This window comes from Anaerotruncus sp. 1XD42-93, from assembly GCF_009917605.1.
GTDB lineage: Bacteria > Bacillota > Clostridia > Oscillospirales > Ruminococcaceae > Anaerotruncus.
This window is the reverse complement of sequence record NZ_QZEG01000008.1, coordinates 1-17256: the sequence shown is the minus strand read 5'-3', so window position 1 is coordinate 17256 and position 17256 is coordinate 1. Positions and strand designations below refer to the sequence as shown.

General features: G+C 49.7%; 19 protein-coding genes and 3 pseudogenes. 12 read left to right on the top strand and 10 right to left on the bottom strand.

Annotated features, from left to right (window positions below; all coding sequences use genetic code 11):
- Positions 1-10 precede the first annotated feature (10 nt).
- The 3 genes from D5269_RS04930 to D5269_RS04920 all read right to left on the bottom strand — a co-directional run bounded on the left by D5269_RS04930 (position 11) and on the right by D5269_RS04920 (position 2057).
- The gene (locus tag D5269_RS04930) at positions 11-739 is read right to left on the bottom strand and encodes a GntR family transcriptional regulator (protein ID WP_120484045.1); all 729 of its coding nucleotides are present in this window, start codon (positions 737-739) and stop codon (positions 11-13) included.
- A gap of 109 nt (positions 740-848) precedes the next feature.
- Positions 849-1190, bottom strand: coding sequence for a hypothetical protein (locus tag D5269_RS04925; protein WP_243150710.1), 342 nt, complete (start codon positions 1188-1190; stop codon positions 849-851).
- Positions 1191-1292: 102 nt separating this feature from the next.
- The gene (locus D5269_RS04920) at positions 1293-2057 is read right to left on the bottom strand and encodes a 4Fe-4S binding protein (protein ID WP_120484044.1); all 765 of its coding nucleotides are present in this window, start codon (positions 2055-2057) and stop codon (positions 1293-1295) included.
- 144 nt (positions 2058-2201) lie between these two features.
- Here D5269_RS04920 and D5269_RS04915 point away from each other — a divergent pair, with 144 nt between their 5' ends.
- Entirely contained in the window at positions 2202-2639 is a 438-nt protein-coding gene (locus D5269_RS04915; protein WP_120484043.1) for an Rrf2 family transcriptional regulator, read from the top strand.
- 186 nt (positions 2640-2825) lie between these two features.
- Here D5269_RS04915 and D5269_RS04910 read toward each other — a convergent pair whose 3' ends face one another.
- The 3 genes from D5269_RS04910 to D5269_RS04900 form a co-directional block, all read right to left on the bottom strand.
- Positions 2826-3104 carry an SDR family NAD(P)-dependent oxidoreductase gene (locus tag D5269_RS04910; protein ID WP_207709097.1) on the bottom strand — a complete coding sequence of 93 codons (279 nt, stop codon included), beginning with the start codon at positions 3102-3104 and terminating at the stop codon, positions 2826-2828.
- Between the two features lie 117 nt (positions 3105-3221).
- On the bottom strand, positions 3222-4388 hold the full coding sequence (locus D5269_RS04905; RefSeq protein WP_120484042.1) for an iron-containing alcohol dehydrogenase: 1167 nt from the start codon (positions 4386-4388) through the stop codon (positions 3222-3224).
- A gap of 33 nt (positions 4389-4421) precedes the next feature.
- Entirely contained in the window at positions 4422-5423 is a 1002-nt protein-coding gene (locus D5269_RS04900) for an alpha/beta hydrolase (RefSeq protein WP_120484041.1), read from the bottom strand.
- Between the two features lie 360 nt (positions 5424-5783).
- On the opposite strand from D5269_RS04900, the gene D5269_RS04895 reads away from it, so the two are divergent.
- A complete protein-coding gene (locus D5269_RS04895) occupies positions 5784-6662 on the top strand; it encodes a LysR family transcriptional regulator (protein ID WP_120484040.1) in 879 nt (292 codons plus the stop codon).
- A 2-nt stretch (positions 6663-6664) separates the two neighbouring features.
- Here the strand turns inward: D5269_RS04895 and D5269_RS04890 are convergent.
- Positions 6665-6958: pseudogene (locus D5269_RS04890) on the bottom strand (IS5 family transposase); the annotation flags it as partial.
- Positions 6959-7171: 213 nt separating this feature from the next.
- Between D5269_RS04890 and D5269_RS04885 the strand changes: the two are divergent.
- Positions 7172-7618 (top strand): annotated as a pseudogene (locus D5269_RS04885) (sigma-70 family RNA polymerase sigma factor); the annotation flags it as partial.
- Positions 7595-7776, top strand: a pseudogene (locus tag D5269_RS18995) (helix-turn-helix domain-containing protein). The pseudogenes D5269_RS04885 and D5269_RS18995, both read left to right, overlap by 24 nt.
- 312 nt (positions 7777-8088) lie before the next feature.
- Here the strand turns inward: D5269_RS18995 and D5269_RS04875 are convergent.
- The gene (locus tag D5269_RS04875) at positions 8089-8883 is read right to left on the bottom strand and encodes a peptidoglycan DD-metalloendopeptidase family protein (RefSeq protein ID WP_016316413.1); all 795 of its coding nucleotides are present in this window, start codon (positions 8881-8883) and stop codon (positions 8089-8091) included.
- 370 nt (positions 8884-9253) lie between these two features.
- On the opposite strand from D5269_RS04875, the gene D5269_RS04870 reads away from it, so the two are divergent.
- The gene (locus D5269_RS04870; RefSeq protein WP_022788467.1) at positions 9254-9889 is read left to right on the top strand and encodes a corrinoid protein; all 636 of its coding nucleotides are present in this window, start codon (positions 9254-9256) and stop codon (positions 9887-9889) included.
- Between the two features lie 61 nt (positions 9890-9950).
- Positions 9951-11036, top strand: a complete 1086-nt coding sequence (locus D5269_RS04865) for a zinc ribbon domain-containing protein (RefSeq protein WP_016316411.1) — start codon at positions 9951-9953, stop codon at positions 11034-11036.
- Positions 11037-11105: 69 nt separating this feature from the next.
- Here the strand turns inward: D5269_RS04865 and D5269_RS18865 are convergent, their stop codons facing one another.
- Complete coding sequence (locus D5269_RS18865) at positions 11106-12281, bottom strand: hypothetical protein (protein WP_120484039.1); 1176 nt, start codon at positions 12279-12281, stop codon at positions 11106-11108.
- A gap of 292 nt (positions 12282-12573) precedes the next feature.
- Here D5269_RS18865 and D5269_RS04855 point away from each other — a divergent pair, with 292 nt between their 5' ends.
- The 6 genes from D5269_RS04855 to D5269_RS04830 all read left to right on the top strand — a co-directional run bounded on the left by D5269_RS04855 (position 12574) and on the right by D5269_RS04830 (position 16963).
- Complete coding sequence (locus D5269_RS04855) at positions 12574-13074, top strand: tRNA (cytidine(34)-2'-O)-methyltransferase (protein ID WP_016316409.1); 501 nt, start codon at positions 12574-12576, stop codon at positions 13072-13074.
- Between the two features lie 10 nt (positions 13075-13084).
- Entirely contained in the window at positions 13085-14020 is a 936-nt protein-coding gene (locus D5269_RS04850) for a DegV family protein (RefSeq protein ID WP_120484038.1), read from the top strand.
- 94 nt (positions 14021-14114) lie between these two features.
- Positions 14115-14999: a hypothetical protein gene (locus tag D5269_RS04845; protein WP_120484037.1), complete on the top strand. Its 885-nt coding sequence runs from the start codon at positions 14115-14117 to the stop codon at positions 14997-14999.
- A gap of 165 nt (positions 15000-15164) precedes the next feature.
- Positions 15165-15572, top strand: coding sequence for a BlaI/MecI/CopY family transcriptional regulator (locus D5269_RS04840; RefSeq protein ID WP_016316406.1), 408 nt, complete (start codon positions 15165-15167; stop codon positions 15570-15572).
- A gap of 1 nt (position 15573) precedes the next feature.
- Positions 15574-16725 carry a M56 family metallopeptidase gene (locus D5269_RS04835; protein WP_158604866.1) on the top strand — a complete coding sequence of 384 codons (1152 nt, stop codon included), beginning with the start codon at positions 15574-15576 and terminating at the stop codon, positions 16723-16725.
- Positions 16712-16963 (top strand): hypothetical protein, encoded by a 252-nt coding sequence (locus D5269_RS04830; RefSeq protein ID WP_120484035.1) that lies wholly within the window; start codon positions 16712-16714, stop codon positions 16961-16963. The genes D5269_RS04835 and D5269_RS04830 overlap by 14 nt, the downstream gene beginning before the upstream one ends.
- A gap of 74 nt (positions 16964-17037) precedes the next feature.
- On the opposite strand, the gene D5269_RS18295 is transcribed toward D5269_RS04830, so the two are convergent.
- The coding region (locus tag D5269_RS18295; RefSeq protein WP_207670302.1) for a hypothetical protein at positions 17038-17256 on the bottom strand (219 nt) is incomplete at its 5' end.

The window sequence follows — 17256 nt, the reverse complement described above, 5'->3', positions numbered from 1 at the left end:
TGCTGCGGCGTTACAGCACAATTCCCTGCGTGATTTGAAGAGTGAACCGTTCGCCGTTCATCACCTGTGTACCTACATAAATCGGTTCGCCTGTCTGGACATACGCCGTACTTTTTACCAAAATCAGGGGTGCATTTACCGGGACCTTGAGCAGCTCCGCCTCTGTATTGGTTGCGCGGCACATCTCGATTTCTTTATCCGAGCGGGTGACCGTCACCTGATAGGTTTCCTTCAGGAACTCAAACAAAGAGTTGTTATCAAATTCTTGTTCCATCAAAAAAGCGTATTTCATGGGAAAATAGTTCCGCTCAATGATAACCGGCTCCCGGTCCGCAAATCGCAAACGGCTCATGTAGATCCCCTGGCTGCCAGGGGCCTGCTCCAGGCGGCGGGCTATTTTCGGGTTGAGGACAACCGTACTCTTCTCCAGAGTTCTCCCGCCGGGAATCATCCCCTGGTCGCGGCAGGACTCTGTAAAGCTGGACAGGGTGCGGCTGTCGCGCATGTATTTCACCTTCCGCACAAAGGTTCCCTTGCCCTGTTTACGCTCCAATAGCCCGCGTTTGCACAGTTCTCCCACTGCGTTGCGCACTGTGATAATGCTAACACCGAACTGTTTGGCCAATTCACTTTCAGATGGCAACCGCTCCCCAGCTTCCAATTCTCCAAATGCAATCTGCCGTTCTAAAATTTCGATCAATTGAACGTACAAGGGGGTAGCAGTTTTCGCGTCCAGCATGGTTAAAACTCCTTACTTGTGTATATCTAAAGCGAATGGAAAAAAACATCCATTTATATAAGATAACAAAAGCACAAGAAAAAAGCAAGCCAGACAAGAAAATTAAGCCTTAATATTCTACCTTCCACATGTAGCGGCGATCGTCCATCGAGTGGCCCCGCAGCTCCGCCATCTGGGAAACATAGTAACGCTCCACCGGAATCATCACCACAGGGTTGAAAAACTCCACTACGCTGGGGTCGATCCGGCCCTTGTTGATCTTGGCAAAGTCGATGGTGATAAAGTTTTCGGCATAGGTGTTCAGGAACTTCAGGCAGCGCTCATCCAGTGTGCGGGTGCGGCCTTCGCTCATCAGCAGGATCATGGGAAGCTGCTTGTCGGTGGTTTCAAACGGCCCATGGAAATACTCGCCGGTGTGCAGGCAGACAGCGTGCTTCCACTGCATCTCCATAAAGTGGCAAGAGAACATTTGTCAAGGGGGATTTCACCGAGTGAAATCCCCCCTTGTTCAGTATTCATCAGCAATAATCAAACGATTCCCTCTGCTTTGCCACTATATGAAAAGTTCGGCTTCTTTCTTCTCGCTGCAAGCCTTTTTGATTGCCAGCGATGCAACGGATACCAACGCACCATTTACCTTCCGGGCACCTTGGGGACACCTCGCAACGCACCGCATGCAGGAGATACACTTCTTGGGATTCGCTGTTTTCAAATTCTCTTTAGAGATTGCCCCTGCTGGGCAATTATCTGCGCAGAGTCCGCAGCCGTTACAGCTTGTACCAGCCTTTGGGACCAAGCTCGCATCCCCTGCCTTTTTGTAAGGTCGATTGCCTGGGATCTGCGGCCCTCCATCCAATGTTCCTGCCTTGAATTTTTCAAGGATTACTTTCGCAAAGGACTTGAGCTGGCGCTCATCTTCTTGGTTCGGCCTACCAGACGCATACTGGTGCATAATAGAGTGCTCCGCAACTGCGGAAATAGCGGCAACAACGGAGAACCCAGCCTTTTTTGCCACGTCTGCCATTTCAACCAGCGTATCCTCATAAGCCCGGTTACCATATACACATAGCAACACACACTTTGCGGAATTACCCGGAATCTTTGCCAGTCTTTCAGCGGCGAGGCCAGGAACACGCCCACCATAAGAGGGCAATGCAATCAGAACAAGGTCATCTGCTTCCATCTTGTATTTCGAGTAATTTACAGCAGGATTTGTTAGGTCAATGTTTTCTACAGACGGACTCCACTCCGCTGTAACCATCTCCGCCGCTTTTCTTGTTCCGCCTGTCGGGCTGAAAATCAGTTGTGCATATTTCATATCATGTACCTCCAACGTGTAATTTTTAGATTTATACCGCAAAGAGTATACTCCACATCTGATGCAATGTCAATATTTACACCGCAATTTTTTTGTGATATCATAGCCGATATACAATTGCGTTGAAACGGGGAGGATAGCCATATGCACATAAGTACCAAATGCTCTGTGGCCATACATTGTCTTGTTTTTATTTGTGAGTATGGAGAAAGCAAGAAAGTTACAAGTGAATTGTTGTCACTCTCCACTGGCGTGAATCCTGTAACCATACGGAATATCGTCAGTGCATTAAAAAAGGACGGCATTCTCTCTGTCAAGTTTGGCACTGGTGGTACGACGCTTAATTGTTCTTTGGACGAGATTACTTTGTATCGTATCTGCAATGCAATTGAGCCGGATTTTCTCAATAAACTGATTGGCATCCATGCATCTCCATCCTGCCTGTGTCCAGTAGGGAGAAGCATTCATGGTGTACTGGATTCTTCCTATCAAAATGTCCGAGAGGACTTACAGAAAAGTCTGCAAAATATCAGTATGGAAGAAATTATGGATAAGTACCACCAGCAAACGGAGAACACGTAGACGATCATGGTGATCATGGCAAGCAATGCACAGGTATATACCCTGTGCCGATTGTTAGAACCTGTATCCATAATCAGAGGATGCCGGATGGGCGAGGGATTTTGCTGCCCTGCAAGGCGAAAAAATGCAGACAATACTTTGTGTATTGCAAGATTTTTCAACGCGGCAGGCCGGCAAAAGACCCGCTCAGACGGTGTCGAATGGTTGTGAATACGGGTTCTTAGTGGCCGAGGCCCCCAAGCCCCCGGTGATCGGCGCGGCTGCGTCTGATGTACAAGCCGCTGTTGGCGTCTGCTGGTATATACCGGCAGGAGACATAATGCCCGCATTATTGTACAGTATATCCACCCGGCCATGCAATTCCGCAGCCATATCGATCACAGCTTTTACTTCTTCATAGCTGGCCACATCCGCCGCCTTATAAGCAATGGTGCATCCTTCGAGGGAATCTGCCAGTTGCCTCACCGATCCCACTGGATGCCCCTAAAATTACAACCACCTTGTCATTTATTGTATTCATCTTATCTGCTCCTCTGTTTTTATACGTTGGGACAGCCTATTTCGCTCTGTTATACTGGCTTTTTATAGGCTGTTCTTTAAAATCTCCCTGATTTCATCCTTGTCCGGCACCTTATATCCGCCATCCATGATCAGTGTGCTTTCAACAATTCCCGGAAGCATCTCCTCTGTTACCCCAAGCTCTTTCAGATTCATCGTAAGACCCAGTTCATTCATATAAACTTCCATTTTTTTCAGGCCTTCCGCTGCGATCTGTTCATCACTTTTTCCTTCCGGCTCTACATCCCATACGTTCACGGCAAATCTCTTGAACTTTGCCAGCCCAAATGGGCAGATAAAGCGGTAATAGGCCATGGATACCGCCGCAAGGGTCATGCCATGGGTTGCATCCGTATGTGCCGCAACCGCCTGCCCAAGCATATGCACCATCCAGTCTGTAGATTTTCCTTTTGCCACCAGGGTATTTAACGCCCATGTCGCAATCCACATGATGTTGCTCCTTGCCTCGTAATCCGTAGGATTCTTCACAGCGATCCTGCTGGAATGGATCAAAGATCGCAGCAAGCCTTCCATCAGATAATCAGAAGTATTGTCGTCCTCCCCGGAGAAATATTGCTCCGTAATATGGTTCATGATGTCATAGATTCCTGCAACCATCTGATACTGGGGCAGCGTGTAGGTATATACCGGGTTTAAGATGGAAAATTTCGGATATACCCTCTCATCAAATACATGGCCAATCTTCAATTTCTGCTCATGGTTCGTGATAACTGCGCCGCCATTCATTTCAGAGCCGGTGCCAACCATTGTCAGGACACATCCCACCGGAATGATCTCATTGTCCACATCTTTCATCTGAAGATAATATTTTTCCCAGGGATCTTCTGTGCAGTATGCAGATACGGAAACCGCTTTTGCATAGTCGCAGACAGAACCGCCCCCAACCGCAAGAATCAGGTCTGCCTTACCCTCTCTGGCAATCTTACAGCCTTCATACAGCTTCTGTACCGTTGGATTTGGCATCACGCCTGCATCTTCAAGCACATTTTTTCCATTTGCTTTCAAAATCTCCATGACTTGATCATAGATACCATTCTTTTTGATCGACCCGCCGCCATACACAAGCTGTACATTCTGTCCATACTTTGGCAGTTCTTCATTCAGACTGGCAAGGGAATCCTCGCCAAAATAAAGTTTCGTCGGGTTACAATACATAAAATTTCCTAACATCGTCTTCCATCTCGTATTTTAAGTTTATAAATGTCATCTCATATTTTCCGAAAAAAACTGCTCCAGCTTATCGAACGGGATGGCGTCCTTCCCGCCGCCGTCATACAGATCTGTGTGGACGGCGTCCGGGATGATCAGCAGCTCCTTATTATCTGTATAAGGGTTATCCTTCACCATTGCGGCATAAGCATCGCGGCTGAAATAGCAGGAATGTGCCTTCTCCCCATGCATGATAAGGACTGCGCCGCGTATCTCATTGCTGTACTGAAGGATAGGCTGGTTCATAAAGGACATACAGCCGATCACATTCCAGCCGCCGTTGGAATTTAACGAACGTTTGTGGTAGCCGCGATCCGTCTTATAATAATCATGATAATCTGCTACAAAGAAAGGCGCATCTTCCGGAAGCGGATCGGCAACGCCACCACCCAGCGCATAGCTGCCATTTTTATAATCCACGAGCCTCTGGGCGTTCATGGCTTCCTTCTTTGTGTATCGTGCGTCTGCGGAATTATCCGCATCAAAATATCCGTTGGCATTGACACGGGACATATCATACATGGTAGAGGCAGCCGTCGCCTTGATGCGGGTATCCAGTGCCGCCACATTCAGGGCCAAGCCTCCCCAGCCGCAGATGCCAATAATGCCGATACGCTCAGGGTCAACATTCTCCTGTACGGAAAGGAAATCCACAGCCGCCTGAAAATCCTCTGTATTGATGTCCGGTGAAGCCATGTATCGGGGTGTGCCGCCGCTTTCACCAGTGAAGGAAGGATCAAATGCCATCGTGAAGAAACCACGCTCCGCCATCGTCTGTGCATACAGCCCGGATGCCTGCTCCTTTACCGCGCCAAACGGCCCGCATACCGCGATCGCAGCCAGCTTCCCTTCCACTCCTTTCGGTTCATAAAGGTCTGCCGCCAGCGTGATCCCGTAACGATTAGGGAATGTCACCTTGCGGTGGTTCACCTTTTCACTTTTCGGGAAAGTCTTATCCCATTCCTTTGTCAATTCCAGTTGTACAGTATTTTTCATCTTGTAATACCTCTCTTTCTTTTTTGTTATTTTTAATGATTACTTTCCCTTTTCCATTCTCCATACTAAAAAATCAAGACAGTCAACCCTTTCCTGACTTTCATGCAGGCTGTCCATCAAGTTGCAGCGGTGCTTCCGCAGCGTTTTAATCACATCCTGAACCTGGCCGTTACCATACAGCCTGCAGACCTTCTCAATGGTCTGAGCACTGCAACCTGCATCCTTTAGATTCTGAATCAGATCATCCGTATGACCGCCTCCCCTCCTGCTATGTCTGTATTATATCCTCTTGACTTTCATTTCGCTAATGGCTATAATTTATATCATGATATAAATTTTTAGAATATCACAGAGGACAATATGGAACTTCGGACAATGAGATATTTTCTCGCAGTGGCAAGAGAAGAAAACATGACCCGTGCGGCGCAGCTGCTCCACGTCACCCAGCCTACTCTCTCCAAGCAGTTAAAAGCACTTGAAGACGAGCTTGGGAAAAAACTGTTTACTCGCCATAGTTTCAGCATACAGCTGACTGAGGAAGGTGTTTTGCTTCGAAAACGGGCAGAAGACTTGATAAAAATAGCTGACAAAATTACAACAGAATTTCTTGCTTTGGATGATGTTCTGGGAGGGGATGTTTACTTCGGTTTGGCGGAATCTTACCAGATCAGATGCCTCGCCGCCACAATCAGAAGATTCAAAGAGTCTTACCCTGATCTGCATTATCATATTACCAGCGGCGACACGGAACAGGTTACAGAAAAACTGGATAAAGGTATCATTGACTTTGCCGTACTGGCGCAGGAACCCAATACTGCAAAATATCATTATTTAACCTTTCCCCATGCTGATCTTTGGGGTGTTGTCATGCCAGAGAACTGTCCATTAGCGGAAAAAGAAGCCATCTGCGTGGATGACTTATTTGGACTCCCTCTTTTTTGTTCCGAACAGGGATGGAGCAATGATATTTCCAAATGGTGTGGCAACAGCATGGATAAATTACACCTTGAAGGGTCGTTTCGTCTATCATATAACGGGTCGCTTTTTGTGAAAGAGGGGCTGGGTTATCTTTTAACTTTTGAGCATCTAATTGACACAAACCCTGAAAGCGGACTTGTTTTTCGTCCCCTCACGCCAAAGCTTGAAACAAAGATATATTTAATTTGGAAAAAATACCAAATTTTTACCCCTATTGCCGAACGACTGCTTGAAAAATTGAAATCTGAATTGTTAGAATAGAAGTCGATCATCAGCCATTCACAATCCGGCTCATCGATCAGAATTTCCAAGAGTTTTTCCCAAACACCTTTTCTGCGCCAACGGATGAACCTCTGATGAACACTGCCCCACTTCCCGTAATCGGGAGGCAGGTCACGCCAGGGTGCTCCGGTTCGCAATATCCCAAACACCGCATTGATAAAACGGCGGTTATCCTGAGCAATCCCGCCCCACTGGCCTCGTTGCCCCGGCAAATGTGGTTCAAGCAACTCCCATACTTTATCGTTTATGTCGTGTCTATGATAGGATGCATCCATCTTTCTGCCCCCGGTCTTTTAAGATAGTTCCATTCTATCACAATCCCCCTCTTGTGTAGACGATATCCAGGGGATCTACTACCCATGAATATGAGCTGTCAAATCATTTCGTATGTCTTGATGATTCGTATTAACCAAATGCCTATGCTGCTTTATGCTGCATGGGCATTTGTTGTAATAGCCCCCTACTGGGAAGAAAGGGGGTGAGAGAAAATGAGATATTCTGAACAGTTCATGGAACATATCGAGTATGCGTTCCATGCGTTCTGCAAGATTGTCCTGCGCCATGAAGCAATTAATGCATGGCGGGATTTGAAGCAGAAAGAGGCAAGAGAAATATCCCTTGACTATCTGATATCAGAACGATATTTTGAACCGTCTGCTATGGACAGCTACTTTGAAAAACAGGATAAGCCGACTGTATTTATTGTGTTGGGAAAGGAAGTTATCGTTGATGATGAACGGTTGGCAGCGGAATTATTAAGATTGCCGGAATTAAGGCGGGAAGTTTTGTTGCTTTATTACTTCGTTGGCTATCGTGATGAAGCAATCGGCAGATGATACGGGCGTTGCAGGAGTTCGATAAACCGCAGGAGAAATGTTGCGCTGAAACAGTTACAAAAAGAATGGGAGAAATTGAAATATGAGCAACAAAAAGCCGTTGCCAGAGGGCCGGAAGCGGTAGACGCCGTATTGCGGCATTATACTGCGCACATCAATATCCGTCTATGTATAAAGGGTATTTCAATGACGATACGCAGGACAGATTAAAGGCAAAACTGGTTGAAGCCATATTGCAATTCCGCTTCGACCGATAGTAGGTAGCAAAGAGAGCGAAATCAGCAAACTGCTTTCGCCCTCAATTTATTATGGGGATTGTTACACAGTAGGGGGTGTTTTATCCTTGATTTATGCGGCTTTGCGGATGTTGAAATAACAAGGTAAGGGTTTTATATGTCTGTCCTCAAAAACAGCGTTCTATTGCGTAACAGAAAAGCAGAGAACCGACCACTAATGAAAGTGATGTGTTCTCTGCTCTTGCCTGCACCCTGTTTGCCAGCGTTGATGATAAGTTAGTTTCTATCCTTCCTTATCACCGTAAAACTAAGGATTTCTGGCCTTCTTTACCTTTACTTATCCATATAAACGAGCGGATCGAGGAATGTCCCCCCCACCCGAATCTCAAAATGCAGATGGTTCCCGGTCGAGTTCCCGGTCGAGCCAACTTCCGCGATTTTCTCCCCCTGTTTCACCGTCTGCCCAACCGACACATTCAGCTTACTGTTGTGCCCATAGAGGGTCTTGCTGCCATCCGAATGCCCGATGATGACACACCGTCCATACTCGCCGTACCAGCCCGAAAGCTCGACGGTGCCGCCCGCCGCCGCATAGACCGGCGTTCCATAAGGCGCGGCGAGGTCGATCCCATTGTGACCGTGGTAGTCGTAAAAATCCGCTGACAGCCATCCTCTGGTCTTGAGCGGGTTTGCAAACGAGGTTTTCCAAACGCTCCCGTCCGCCGTCGGGGTACGCAGCAGCTTGGTCCCGCGGCGGACCACCTGGTTGACCGGCCGGCCGGTTTCCGTCGTCTTGATCGAAACCACCCTTACCACCTGATCCCCTTCATAGATCACCTGCGCCTCGACCTGCCGCTCGCCCATCACGCCTTCGCTCACCAGCTCGGTATAGCCTCGGTAGGTGTTTGGCAGGTCGACATAGGTCGTCTCGAACGGGATTTTTTCGGTAACGGTCACGGTTTTGGTCTCCTGTGCGGGCGGCGTAAGTGCTTCGGCCTGCATCTTGGGAGAAAACGCGCAGAGCAGCAGGAATGCCATCCCTGCACCTGCTGACGCTATGTATTTTTTCAGTCGTTTTGTCGATTTCCCTGCTGTCGTCGCTTGCTGTTTGACCGCAGGTTTCTCCATGGATCATCCTCCTTTTTTTGATCTGCCCCCCATTCTACCGGCCGTTTATGAATATTCTATGAATTCTCCCGTTTGTTTACGAATCTTTCACGATATTGGAAACCGCTGTGCCGGTGGGTTTCCGTCCCGTTTCCTCTCAAGGCGATTTTTGGCGCAGTCTTGAATTTTGACCGGTTTTGGGGTATGATGTTTTTAGAAGTGATCCGAACGCCCGCTGCTTTGGCAGAGGGTGAATAATCGGGACCAGACGTTTTCGGCCTTTGCAAAGGCTGCGGAATCGAGGGGTACCCCTCTGTCTGTGAGGCGTCGGGTTCCAAACGCATTTGCTGTTGCATTCGGGGGACAAAATCTGTTTTCAGGGGGGCTTATTTTGGAAGGACTGTTGGAGGATCTGAGCAAACTGTTGCAGCAGGGGCGCGCACCCGCTGTCAAACAGCAGATTCAAAAAGCGATAGACGCGGGAATCTCCGCCGACCAGATTTTAAACGATGGGCTGCTGGCCGGCATGAATGTGATCGGTGAAAAATTCAAGGCAAACAAGGTGTTTATCCCTGAAGTGATGCTTGCCGCCCGCGCGATGAACGCCGGCCTTGGGCTTTTGAAACCGCTGCTCGCTGATGCGGGGGTGGAATCGAAGGGCACCGTGGTGATCGGCACTGTCAAGGGCGACCAGCACGATATTGGAAAAAATCTCGTAAAGATGATGTTTGAAGGCAAAGGGTTGAAGGTCATCGACCTAGGGGTGGATGTGCCTGCCGAAAAATACCTGTCCGCAGCACAGGAACATGGTGCGGCAATCATTGCCTGTTCCGCGCTGCTCACGACCACCATGCCCGAAATGAAGCGGGTCGTTGACCTGGTCAGGGAATCGCCGCTTGCCGGGAATGTCAAGGTGATGATCGGCGGCGCACCGGTTACCCAAAGCTACTGTGACACGATCGGTGCGGACAGCTATACCCCCGACGCAGCGACCGCTGCCGAGGTTGCGCTGCGCTTCTGCGAGTAGCAGCGCGAATCTTTGCGCGTTGTTTCCCGATGGGGGCAGCGCTGAAATGAGGTTGATTTGTATGTTTTGCAGAAAGTGCGGACGGGAAATCCCGGAGGACAGCCTTTATTGCTGTTATTGTGGGATCAAACACCCGGAGCAGACGCCCAAAGCTACGGAACCGGTGTCCACTGTTCCGGATGACGACTGCATCCGTCCGGGGATGCCAAAAAAGCACTGCCATGACTGCGGCAAGGAACTTCCCGGAAGCTACATTGATGATGTCTGCGCGATCTGCACCATCCGTCGGAGAAACCAGGAGATCGAACGGGAGCGTGACCGCAAGGACGAGCCTGCCCCCGACCGGGACCGGTACGACATCTCTGACGAGTTCGACCAGAGCGTATTTCAGGGAAGCCACTACTACCATGAAGAAACTGCCCGGCGGTTTGCCCACGGAAAAAAATATCAATCCGCGTCCAAGCTGGATAAGCCGCTCAGAAAGCCTCCTCTGGTTGGATGCCTGCTTACTGTGGTCATCGTCATGATCTTTTTCACTCTGCTGCCTGTGGGATTGTCGTTGGTGTTCTCATACGCGCAGGAGAACGAACAGCTCCACTCGGAAGCGGCTAGTGCCCCCGCTCCGGAAGAGATCGCGACTGACTGGGCGGGATCCCAGCCCGAGGAGCTGGAGCACTTCTGGGAAGAATCCCAGCCGGATACCGAGTATATCGACCCGCTCAGTTCTTTCCAGCTCTTTTTTGACGAGGTTCTCCAGCCAATTACGGTAGCAGTCCTCCAGCAAAACTATGGCTGGGTAGAGGCGGCCCTCTTCGCGGATGATGTTTATACCGATGGGGTGTATATCTACCTGCCTGGGACGGTTGCAGGCGGTGAAGATTCGGTGCTCGAGGAAGAGCCGTTCCTTCTCTGCATCATGGTTTCAGACAGCGCGTTCATGCCGCTTATGCTTTCAGTGGGCGACGAAATGCTGTTTGACGTCCGCGATCAGGTCGGAAACGATGGGAACCTGACCGAATTTGGGGAGCTGATTAGTGAAGACTCAGGCGGAGATATGAAGGCCGGGGATTCGATTTTCCCGGACGATACCCCCTATGTTCTCGCCGGAATCTTCGAGGAGCTTCTGGACCGTTCCCCCAGCTTCTGACCCGCTGCAGGTCTCAGACGATCAAAAATACCGCCGGTTTTGCAACCGGCGGTATTTTTATTCTGTCCGTTATCTGCCTCCTGCGCACAGGTTGCAGGGGTCCGCTTTTCCGGCGGACAGCGCCTGCTGTAGGCTCCCGCTCAGAATGGTTTTGGAGCGTTTCAGCGTGGTGCAGTTGGAAGAAAAATGATAGGATTTTCCGCGTGGTACCCAGTAAGCGGTTTGATCCAACGGCCCGGTGACCTCATTGGTGTCGGATGCGTTTTTATCAAGGTCAGCGGTCCAGCTGTTGTCCGCCGGCGGGGATGTGACCGCAGGGGCCGGTGCAGCAGGAACCGGTTGTTTCTGTACGGCAGGCTCCCGCGCAGGCGATTCCGATTGGCCGGAAGATACAGCCCCTGCACGTTCCTGCTCCAATTCCTGCGCGGTAAACGTCGTTGCTGCCCCATCCTGCGTCACGCTTGCAATGCTGAATTTCTCGTCATCATCTGTTTTGGAGATCGTCCAAAGCGGAGTCTGGTTGGCAGACACTGCAAACGTATAGAGGGAAACCTGATACCCCTCTATCGCTGCAAAGGTGTTATAGAGCGTAACCGCCGCCCATTTCGCCGCTTTCATATCGTTTTGAAGAATTGTCAGCTCTGTATCAACGGCAAATTTGTCTTTTGCCGAGACGGTAACCTCAATTTTGTCTATGCTTGCAGCATTGGCTTTTCCCGCGGCTTTATAAAGCGCAAGTTCCAAAGACAGCCTGTCCGGCTCCATCTCTTTCAGGATTGCCTGGCTGACATTCAACCGCTTTGTTAAGGCCGGTTCGGGCGCTTGCGATCCGGATTCCCTCTCTGCTAGGGAAAGGGAACCGACAGTTGCTGCGGCCGGCAGATGTTCCGGCACTTGCCTTTCGACCCCCAGCGGGGCAGGGGCACAGGCCAGAAAAGAGCAGGAGGCCACACACAATCCGGCGCATGAAAGCCTTTTAAACCGGCTCCCATCCAGCCTTTTTCCCTTTTTCAGAAGGGACAATATTCCGATTGCAGCCAACAGCCAAAGCAACGCAGGCAATCCCCAGCCGAGCACGTCCGCCGCCGTGTTCCCCAATACTGATATGACCGCTTTGGACGTTGGGTTCCATCCGCTGCACTCCCACATCAAAATAAGACCTACAGAAACAAAGAGCAGAAGAGATAAGATGATCCGGATATTTTTTGGATACCATTTTTGTGTTGAACCGCTTTGCTTCTCCATTTCCCTACCTCCTATGTATATTTTTTAAAATATTATCATAGTTTGCACATTCTTTCAACAAGTATTTTTGATGATGTGGAAAAATATCCTTCGAGAAAACCTGTGTTGTCGACCCGGCGGGCAGATAACGGCTGAAGCTTCCCCTATGCTGTTCACAGGACGTCAATTTGCAGGAAAGAAGCGCTTGTACGATATTGACTTCCTCGGGGACAAAATGGTAAAGTAGAGAAAACAGACAGAGGGCTCTGGCTGGGAGCGCCAGCCAGAACTCTGTACCGCGAGGATGGAAAACATGCCGACCTTAAACATTGTTCTGATTGAGCCGCAGATTCCCCAGAATACCGGCAACATCGCGCGCACCTGTGCAGCGACCGGTGCACGCCTGCACCTGGTAGGGCCTTTGGGCTTCGAGATCACCGATGCCAAACTCAAACGCGCGGGGCTGGACTACTGGCATCTGTTGGACATCACGACCTATCCCTCATCGGCCGCATTTTTTGCGCAAAATGAGGGAAGATTTTATTATTTCAGCACCAAAGCACAGCAGACCTATACCGAGCCGCAGTATCCGGACAACACCTACCTTGTATTTGGCCGGGAGGACCGGGGGCTCCCCGAGGAACTTCTCCATGCAAATCCGGAATGCTGCGTACGTCTGCCGATGATCGCGGGGGCACGCAGCCTGAACCTCTCGAATACGGTGGCGGTGGCGGTTTATGAGGCGCTGCGCCAGTGGGAGTTTCCCGAACTGCAAAATGCGGGCAAGCTGACCAAATACGAATGGAACGGATAGGAGAACAGATATGGCAAAAAAAACAGCACACAACCAGAAGATTCTGCTGATGACCGACTCTGCAAGCGACATCAGCGATCAGGACCTGACCGAAGGCGGCATCGTGATGCTGCCGATCCCGATCACGATCGACGGGAAGGGCTATTACGAGCGGGTGGATTTCACGATCCCGGAATTTTACGAAAGACTGTCCGCAGCAAAGGAGCTGCCAGTCACCAGCCACATCCTGTCGCTGACCTACCAGCAGGCGTATGAGGACGCTTATGCACAGGGCTATACCGATATCATCAATACGACGATCACCTCCGCAGGTTCAAATATGTTTGAAGCGGCGGTTTTTGCAAAAAAGACCTTTTTCGAGGAGCATCCGGACGCGCAGGACAGGCTGCGGATCACAATTCTGGACTCCGGCAGTTATACCCTGGGCTATGGCTACCCGCTGGTTGAGGCGTCCAAGATGGTCAAGGCCGGCAAAACGGCAGAGGATATTGTCTCCTATCTGGACGACTTTTTTTCGACCGTTGAGATTTATTTTGCCCCCTACACCCTGGCCTATGTGAAAAAGTCCGGGCGGGTGCCCGCAGCAGCGGCCTTTGTGGGGGAGGTGCTGGGTCTGCGCCCGATCATCTCGATCATAGACGGAAAAACTACGGTGATTGAAAAGGTGCGCGGCGACAAAAACCTCATCACCCGTCTGGCAGAGGTGGGATACGCCAACTGCGCGGATAAAAAAGCCCCGACCGTCGTGGTCTACGGCTCGGCCGCCGAGTGCGGGGAGGAGATGAGCAAGGCGATTTCCAAACGGTTTGGCCATTCCCCCAAGGCGCTCTGGCAAGCGGGTGCGGCAATCGCCATCAATGCCGGGCCTAAAGTCGTGGGGTTGATCGTCCGGGGCAAGAAGCGGTTGAATACCCGCGCACGTGAACAGGACTATGAACAGGTCTGATGGCGCTTTAACGGTTTCTCTGCGCCAGGGAAAAAAAGGTGGTCCCGCCCAAACCAGATGGTTTTTTCGAAGGACGGTTGCGGCGGTCCTTTGCATGGTTCTGGCTGTTCTTCTCTTGTCGACCGGAATTTCGGCGGATATGGGGCCGAAGGCCTCAACCCGCATCCGGTTCGAGGGGCTTGAGGGACAACGGTACATGGCTACGCTCCTTTCTCCCGAGCCGTTTTGCGGGCCGTATACCGCGCTGGAGGAGTTTCCAGACAATCCGCGCTATACGCCTGAAGACCCGGAATACCCAATCTGGGAAAAATTTGTAGCGTTTGAGGGTCCGGATGGCTGGTACTTCCTGCAATATTTTCAGGACTGTACCGAGACCTCCTCGTTTACCTGGGGCTATTTTCCGCCTGCCCGTTTTAAACTTCTGCTCTATTTTCCCGAGCAGGATGCTTTTGTGGTGAGCGCCGAAAGCTATGAGCGGTACGCATTTGACAGCCTGTTCACCGCGGATCTGCACGATCTTTCGCTGTCGCCGGGCGAGACAAAAATCGGCGAATTTTCAATGCAAAGATCGTATTGTTATCTCTGGCAGATTGTTTCGTTTTTCTGCCGGATGGCTGCAACCGTCGCGATCGAACTTGTGGTTGCGGTTCTGTTCTGTTACCGCGCCAGACAGCAGATACGCATTGTTCTGGCGGCTAACCTTGTCACCCAGGGGATTTTGAACCTCCTGCTCAATCTGACCGCCTATCATGCGGGCGGCCTGCTGCTGATGGTCGAATATGTTCTGTTGGAATTTCTGGTATTTCTGCTCGAAGCGACTGCCTATGCGTTTCTGCTGCCCCGGTACCGTCCGGCGGGAGAACCGGCGCGCCGCTGGCTGGCAGTTATCTATGCGCTTGTTGCCAACGGGGTCTCGTTCGCGGCGGGCGCGGCAATCCTGATCGTTACCCCCGGCTTTCTCCTTCCGGTTCCGTTTTGATTTGCCGCGGCTTTTTTAGCCTGCGTCGTACTTTTCGGGGGCAGATACCCGCTTTTTCAAAAAACGGATAAAAATTTCCCTCAGAACTATTGACTTTCTATTTTTTTGTATTATAATTATTTATAAAATAAATTCCGTTTTAGGAAAAAAGAAAGGAGATGTGCTGTGCCCCAAATTAGAAATCCAATTCAGTTGAGCCGCAGGGAAATGGAGGTCATGACCCTGCTGTGGAAAAGCGATACGCCTTATCTTGCGTCTGAGATTGCCAGGATCAGTTCTACAAGCATCAACACCGTAAATGTGGTTCTGAAAAATCTTCTGAATGCCGGGATGATCGAGATCGCGGACATTGTCCACAGTGGAACCGTTCTTTCCCGTCGGTATAGACCCAATGTGGATCCCGAAGTGTATACGACCGAGCTTTTCATCAAACAGTTCAAAGACATCAGCCCCAAGCTGCCTACGACACAAATCGTTTCCAGACTCCTGGAAGAAGATGTAGACAGAAAGACGATTGATGAGCTGGAGGAGCTTGTTCACCAGCATCGGGAGAAACTCGAGGCGGACTCTTAAGATGATTTCAGCAACCGGTTTGTTGAGCATCATTTTTTTCGGCAGTCTGCTGGTTTACTTGGTCTGGCGGTTTTTACAAAAGGACGAGTGGCTTGTTTATACCGGTTCGAGAGTGATTATCTGGTTTCTGATGATTGCTATGATCCGCATGGTGATTCCGTTTGAGCTTGGCTTTGAAACCAGTATCTATCTTGGATGGGGCCTGCCTGCATTACGGGATTTCCTGATTACCCCACTTGTATTTGGGGAAATAGCGGTATCCCCGGGAGTGATTCTCGTCACAATCTGGCTAATCGGTGCGGTTATCTGCTTTTCGCGGTCGATGCTTCCTTTTTTACAGCTTGAAGGAGCTGTACGAAAAACGGCGGTTCCTTGTCCTGCGGAAGCAAAAATAGCGTTGGTTGGGTTATGCAAAAAGCGTTCCAAGGGAATTGCAACCTTCCAACTGATATGTTCTCCTCTGGTTAAAGTTCCGATGATGGTTGGATGGCGATACCCAGTCATCGCGATACCTGACATGGAGCTTTCCATTGGGGAATGGTCACATGTCCTCCGGCATGAGATCGCACATTATGATAACCATGATGCCTGGGTCAAGATATTTTGTGAATTTGTCTGTGCGGTGTATTGGTGGAATCCAATTACATCGCTTCTCAGGAGTCAGCTTGCAAAAGTCTTAGAGCTTCATGCTGATGAAGTGGTTACCCAGTATATGAGCGACAAAGAAACCAATGACTATATGCAGTGTCTGGTGGATGTCGCAAGGATCAGTGTTGATTCGCCGCTTTCCAACTGTGCCTTAGCGTTTGCAACAGCAAAAGAGGCTCCAGTGAAACAGCGATTCCAGTTGCTGTCAATGAGCAATCGGCAGACCAAAGAAGCGCGTCAGCGACATCTTGTACCAAGTATGCTTGTGTGTGCAGCGCTTCTGATTGGCGCTTTTTCTTTTATATTGGAGCCAGAATATCCTGTTCCAGATGACTACTCTCTTTTGGACTCTGATAATGCATATCTTATTTTGAGTTCAGATGGTCAATATGACATTTATATAGATGGCGTACATTGGGGAAGAGTTTATGATAACCATAATCTATTTTCTGATTTACCAGTTTATAATTCTATCAATGAGGTGAGACAGAATGAAACTTCGTAAAAAAATGATGTCTACTTTATCGGCAGGTCTGCTTGTGGTTTCTTTTTTGGGGGTGCAGGTATCTGCCACAAGTTTGACTTCTGCGCAGATTGTTGCGATCAAAAATGAAAACTCTGCAACTATTCAGCCCCGTCAGGATAAAATTGATTGGGTTTATAAATCCGAAAATGGTCGTGTTTATCGTCGTCTTTTTAATTTTTCTAAAAACGAGTGGGTTGGGGACTGGATTCTTTGCTAATTGAAGAAAATGAAATTATGTTCAGAAAAACGCCGTATTTCGTGATGAAATGCGGCGATCTTTCGTTTATAATCTTAATACAGGTCACCAAACCGGAAGGGGGCTTTTTCTCTTGCAAAAAGCCCCCTCTTGCCGCCCTTCGGGCGGCAATTCACCCGAAAAATGCGCTTCTCAGGATAAAGCGTTCCGCGCTCTGCGGAGCGCGTCGAGGGCTCCGCCCCTCGACCCCGCGATTTTTTGAAAAAAATCGAGTAAAACTTTGGTTTTGGGCAAGCTCTGGCTAAAGCAAAAGA